At 67.6% G+C, this 6,416-nt stretch carries 4 protein-coding genes; 3 read left to right on the plus strand and 1 reads right to left on the minus strand.

All coding sequences use genetic code 11. The features are described 5' to 3' along the window. Positions 1–136 precede the first annotated feature (136 nt). The 3 genes from AAFN89_RS20565 (at position 137) to htpG (ending at position 5,437) form a co-directional block, all read left to right on the plus strand. Positions 137–1,789 (plus strand): hypothetical protein, encoded by a 1,653-nt coding sequence (locus AAFN89_RS20565; protein ID WP_347541154.1) that lies wholly within the window; start codon positions 137–139, stop codon positions 1,787–1,789. Between the two features lie 30 nt (positions 1,790–1,819). Next, on the plus strand, positions 1,820–3,436 hold the full coding sequence (locus AAFN89_RS20570; protein ID WP_347541156.1) for a hypothetical protein: 1,617 nt from the start codon (positions 1,820–1,822) through the stop codon (positions 3,434–3,436). 99 nt (positions 3,437–3,535) lie between these two features. Continuing rightward, on the plus strand, positions 3,536–5,437 hold the full coding sequence (htpG, locus tag AAFN89_RS20575) for a molecular chaperone HtpG (RefSeq protein WP_347541158.1): 1,902 nt from the start codon (positions 3,536–3,538) through the stop codon (positions 5,435–5,437). Between the two features lie 62 nt (positions 5,438–5,499). Here the strand turns inward: htpG and AAFN89_RS20580 are convergent. Then, the coding region (locus AAFN89_RS20580; protein WP_347541160.1) for an IS4 family transposase at positions 5,500–6,416 on the minus strand (917 nt) is incomplete at its 5' end.

Below are 6,416 nucleotides of genomic sequence, written 5' to 3' on the forward strand. Positions count from 1 at the left end.
AGATAACCGCCCGACCGAATTCAGGTGGGCCGACTTCGGGCGAACCAATTCCCGATTGGGAAGATAGCGGGTGGCCCGCAATCTACCGTCACGATAGTATCGACCGAAATCATCAACGAAATCAGGGCGGCGATCCATGATCCTGCGTTCAATCCCCCTCGCCTTCGCGGCGGCGGCTTTCCTCGTCCAGCCGGCCTTCGCCCAGACGACGGAGGAAGAGGCGGCGGCGATCCGCGAGGCGATGCAGTCCTGGATCGACACCCAGCTTGCCGGCGTGGAAGGGGATCTGCGCTTCGACGGCGAACTGACGGTGACGCCGGAGGGCGACCTCTATCGGGCCGTCATCCCCGCCTTCGAATTCGTGATGACCGAGGGATCGTTCCGGTTCGAGGAGACCCCGATCGAGATCGCGCCGCGCGAGGATGGCTGGTACGACACCTCCTTCACCCTGCCGGAGGGGACGGTTCTCAGCAGCACGGGCGTCGAGGAAGGCCGTCTGACGATCGGGGAACAATCCGCCAGCGGGGTCTTCGCGCCGGAAATCCGGAATTTCATCAGCCTGGACGCCGAACTCCTGCAGGTCGAGATGCTGTCGACGGCGGAGCCCGGAACCGAGTTGACGATCGACCGGGTGCTCCTCGATTCCGCCTATGAGGAGACCGAGCCGGGGATCTACGACCAGCCGGGAAGCTTCATGGTGGAAGGGCTGGCGCTCAACATGGCCGACGGGCCGGGGCATTTCTCGCTGGGCCGGGCCACGGTCGATTTCAACGCCACCGGCATCGTGCTGGAGGAGATCGCCGCCTTCTCAGACCGGTTCGACGTCCTGGCGACGGAAGCCGCCGGCCCCGTCGACGAGGCCGCCATGATGACGCTGTTCGCCGACATACTGGAGGAGTCCGGCTTCTACCTGTCGGGCATGGACATCTCCTATGAACTCGAGGACTTGGTGGTCGAAGGCCCGATGGGCGGCGTGGACCGGCGCGTCGAGGTACCGCGCATCGGCACGGGCGGATACGTCTCGGGGCTGAAGGCCGAATCGACGGAGATTGGCTTCAGCTTCGACCTCGGCGGGTTCTCGATCGACCCGCCGTTCGGGCCGTTCGAAACCCTGTTGCCGAGAGAAGCCAGGATCGACATGGCCATGGTCGACATTCCCACCGACGCCGCCGTCGGGGCGATCGCGGAATGGCTGCGCGCCGCCGGTCCGGCCATGGCCGGTACGGGCCCCAAGCCGGGCGGCGATGTGCTGGCGTCGCCGATCGACGCCATGGAGGAACTGATGGCGACCGGATCGGCCGGCAGGCTTGAGATCGCGGAGATCAGCCTCGCCAACGTGGTGAGTTCGGCTGTCTTCTCCGGCGAGGCGATCCCGGACATGAACACCCTCATGGGCTTCACCGCCGACGGCACGCTGACCATCACCGGCCTCGACGCGCTGATCGAGGGGGTCCGCGCCACCGGGGCGGGGCCGGAGGCCGAGGCGGCGCTGACCTTCCTGCGCGGGCTGGGCACGCCCACCACGACGGCCGAGGGGGAGATCGTCCAGGTCTACGAGATCGAGGTGACGCCGGACGGGCAGGCGCTGGTCAACGGCACGGACGTGATGGCCTACGGCGCGATGGGCGAGACGACCGCGCCCCCGGCTTATGAAGCTCCGCCGCCCGCCGCCAACCCCAAGCTGCCGACGGCCCCGACCACTCCGGCCGCCCCCGCCGGTCCGGCCACGCCCCCCAAGACGCCGTCGCCGCCCGTCGGACCGCCCGCCGTCGCGCCCGGGCTGAAATAACGGACGACAAACAGGCAAGGAGGCCGCCTCATGACCCGCCGTTCACCGCTTTTCGCCCTCGCCCTCGCCGCGACGACCCTTGCCGCCCCCAACGCCTTCGCCGAGGCGACGGAGGAGGGTGCGGCGGCGATCCGGGACGGGCTGCAATCCTGGCTTGACCGGCAGTTCGCGGCGTCGGGCGCGACGGCGGAGGATTTCCAGCTGGATGGCGAGTTGACCGTGACGCCGGAAGGCGACGCCTATCGGGCGCTGGTGCCGCCGATCGAGCTGTATGCGCCGGACGGCACGATCCGGATGGCGGAAATTCCGGTTGACGTCGTGCCGATGGAGAATGGCTGGTACGAGACGAGCTTCGTGCTGCCGGAGGTCACTCTCCTCCGCCATGACAGAACCGTGGAGGGGCGAGTGACCATCGGCGAGCAGTCCGCCGTGGGCGTTTTCGCACCGGAAGCGCAGATGTTCATGAGCCTGGACATCGAGGCGCGGGATCTCGTCCTCCTGCCGGTGGAGGAAGGGCTGGGCAGCCTCAGGGTGGACCGGCTGGTCTACGACACCGATTACGAGGAAACGAGCGACGGCATCTACGACCTTCCGGGCAGCTTCGTGATGGAGGGGCTGGCGATCGACGACCTCGGGTCAGGCATGCTCATCCGGCTCGGCAGCCTGGAGATTGATTTCGCGAGCACCGGGACGGTCTTGGCCGAGTGGGCTAAGCTCATGGAGGGATTCAATACGATTTCCAGCAGGGCGGGCGAGATCAGCGACCCCGCGGCGGCCGGCATGATGGCCGACCTCATGGAGGAAACCGGCACGCTGGTTTCCTCCATGAGCATCTCAGTAGGCTTCCACGATTTCTTCGCGCGGACGCCGGAAGGAACCTTCACCGCACCGCTGTTCACAACGGGCGGTTACGTTTCCGGCCTGGACACTCCACGGGCCGAACTGGGATTCACCGTGGAAGCACCGGAATATGCGGTGGATGCGCCGCAGGTCGACCCGTTCGCCCGCCTGTTCCCGACGGCCAGAAGCATCGACATCGCGCTGGTTGACCTGCCGACCGACCCGCTGGAGCGCCTGGCCATCGGCTGGCTGCGGACGATCGCCCAGCCGGCCGCCGACCCCTCGATGATGCTGGGGGCCATGGGGGAACTGGCGGGGCCGGACACAGGCAGGCTGGAGATCAGGGAGATCGCGATCGCCAACGAGATCAGCGCCGCCTCGCTGTCCGGAGAAGTCCGACCGGACGCCGCCTCCATGCTGGGCGTCACCGGCGACGGGGCGATGACCATCACCGATCTGGGCGAACTGATCGCCGAGGTGCAGGCCATCGGCGCCTTCCCGGAGGCGGGGGCGCTGCTGACCTATCTGCGCGGCATGGGAACGCCCACCACGACGGCGGATGGCGGGATCGTCCACAGCTACGATATCCAGCTCACGGCCGACGCGCGGCTGCTTCTGAACGGCAACGAGGTCAATTACAGCATCGTCGGCGCCGGCGGCCCCGGCCCGGCTGACGCGGCGGGACCGGCCTACAGCCCCAAGATCCCGTCCGCTCCGGCGCAGGAGCCGGCTTACAATCCGAAGGTCCCGACGGTCGGTCCGAACGCGCCGACGGCGGCGACGCCGGGGCAGAAGGTCGCGCGATAGGCTTGCGCCGTGCGCCGGCCCTGCACATATCCACGTCCACCGGACGTAATTTCCCGTCCACCGGACGCAGTATCCATGTGACAGCAGGGCCAGCACGCCATGACGGACGCATCGACCGGCGCGACCGCCGATCAGACCTCTCCGAAACCCGAAGCCGAAAGCCTGCCCTTCCAGGCGGAGGTCAGCCGGCTTCTGGAGATCGTCGCCAAGTCTCTCTACAGCCAGAAGGAGGTCTTCCTCCGGGAGCTGATCTCCAACGCGTCGGACGCGTGCGACAAGCTGCGCTACGCCGCGCTGACGCGGCCGGAGCTGGCGGCGGACGACACGCAGTTCCGCATCCGCCTTTCGGTCGACCGGGAAGCGCGGACGCTGACCGTCGCCGACAATGGAATCGGCATGGACCGGGAGGATCTGGTCGCCAATCTGGGTACCATCGCCCGGTCCGGCACGCTGGGCTTCATGAACGACCTGTCGGGCGATTCGAAGAAGGACATGTCGCTGATCGGCCAGTTCGGCGTCGGCTTCTATTCCGCCTTCATGGTCGCCGACCAGGTGACGGTGGAAAGCCGCAAGGCCGGCGACGAGGCGGGCTGGCGCTGGAGTTCCGACGGCAAGGGCGCGTTCACGGTGGAGCCTGAGCCCGGCGCGGCGCGCGGAACCGCCGTCACACTGCATTTGAACGAGGGCGAGGAGGAGTTCCTGGAGGAGGAGCGCCTGCGCCACATCGTCAAGACCTATTCCGACCACATCGCCATCCCGGTCCTGCTGGAGAAGGGGGAGGAGAGCGAGCGGCTGAACCGCGCGGCGGCGCTGTGGACCCGGCCGAAGGCGGAGATCACGGCCGACGAGTACAAGGAATTCTATCACCATGTCGGCCACGCCTTCGACGATCCGTGGCTGACCCTGCACTACCGGGCGGAGGGCGTACTGGAATACACGAACCTGCTGTTCGTGCCCTCCACCCCGCCCTTCGACCTCTACAACCCCGACCGCCAGCATCACGTGAAGCTCTATGTCCGGCGGGTCTTCGTGTCGGACGAGGCGGAGGGGCTGCTGCCGCCTTATCTGCGCTTCCTGCGCGGCGTGATCGACAGCGAGGATCTGCCGCTGAACGTCAGCCGGGAGATGCTGCAATCCAACCCGCTGGTCGCGAAGATTCGTCAGGGCGTGACCAAGCGCGTGCTGGCGGAGATCGGGAAAAAGGCGAAGGAGGATGCCGAAGGATACGAGACCTTCTGGACCTCCTTCGGCCCCGTCCTCAAGGAAGGGCTCTACGAGGACCGCGACCAGCGCGACACGCTGCTGGAACTGGCGCGGTTCCGCACCACCGAAGGCGACGGCTGGACCAGCCTGGAGGAGTACGCCTCCCGGATGAAGCCGGGGCAGGACGCCATCTTCTTCATCACCGGCGACGATCCCGACGCGCTGCGCAAATCCCCGCAGATCGAGGGTTTCCGCGCCAAGGGGGTGGAGGTGCTGCTGCTGACCGACCCGGTGGATGAATTCTGGGCGCCCGCGGTCGGAGAGGTGAACGGCCACAAGCTGAAATCGGTGACGCGCGCCGGCGCCGACCTTTCGAAGATCGAGGGTAAGGTCGACAAGGAGGACGCCCCACCGCCGGCCGAGGGCATGGACGCGCTGATCGCCGCCTTCAGGAAGGCTCTGGAAGGCGAGGTGAAGGATGTCCGCGCGTCCGAACGGCTGACCGACAGCCCGGTCTGCCTGGTCGCCGACGACAACGACATGGATCTGCATCTGGAGCGGCTGCTGAAGCAGCACAAACAGCTGAACGCGTCGAGCAAGCGCATCCTGGAGGTCAACCCGACCCATCCGCTGGTGCGCGGGCTGACCGGCGTGGAGGATGAGGCACAGGTGGCGGAGATGGCGTTCCTGCTGCTGGATCAGGCCCGGATCGTCGAGGGCGACCCGGTCCCCGACCCCGCCGCCTTCTCCCGCCGCCTGGCGAACGCCCTCCAGCGCGGCCTGTCGCTGGCGGCGTAAGTCCCCTCACCCTCCCGCCCCTTCGGGTCGGGTCCCTCCCTCTCCCACGGAGGCTATCGGATTCACACATTGAATTGTTTGAGTGCGGAGAGTGCGTATTTTGCGGCTTGGAAGTCGAGCCATCCGTTGAGCATGACGACGGGACCTGGTTTTCCGTAATAGCCGGTCCATCCGCCGAGGCGGGCGCAGACCCATGCGGCGTAGGCGAGGGATTGCCTGGGGTGGGGGTTCTTCTGTCGTTGGGTCTTGCCTTCGAGCTTGGCGCAGAAGGCTTCCAGCAGGGGGATGTCTTCCGGCTCGAAGGCGTCGATGGCGGGTCTGATGGGTTGGGGGCCGGCTGCGCCATCGCGGGCATGGACGAGTTGCTGGACGGTGACGGCGGCGATCAGGGCGGCGACGACCAGCTTGCAGCGGGGCACGTCATCCTCGATGCGCACCCCCTCGATGTCGAAGCCCTGGGTCTTGAGGGTGCGGAACAATTGTTCGATGACCCAGCGCCGGCGGTAGAGATCGGCCAGTTCCAGGGCGTCCCGGATATCGGCCACCGGTTGGCTGGCGATCAGCCGCCAATGGACGGCGGGGCCTGGCGGAGGGTCGACTTCGCGGACATCGACCAGGGTCATGGGCAGGCTTTTGGGCAGGCCGGGGGCGCCGCCATTCCTGGGCCGCGCCAACTCGGCGGTCATGAAGCGAACCGCCATCACGGCGTCGCGCGCCCTGGCCCCCGGCTTGGCCGGCAGGGACAGCGTGATCCGGGCGGCCTCGGGCAGCGCGTCGAGGCGGGCGAACAGCCGGCCGCCATCCTCCAGGCTCCGGTCCTGGGCCGCCCGCACCAGGAGGTCGGCAGTCGCCGGCCGCCGGGCGAAGGCCTCGAAGATATCGCCCTCCCGGTCGGCGATCACCGTGATCCGGGCGGCCGAAGCACAGGTCTCGGCCGCACGATCCGCCCCGTCGAGCCAGCGCTGGCTCTCCTTGGCCG

This window comes from Inquilinus sp. CAU 1745 (assembly GCF_039839375.1).
GTDB lineage: Bacteria > Pseudomonadota > Alphaproteobacteria > DSM-16000 > Inquilinaceae > JBDOQU01.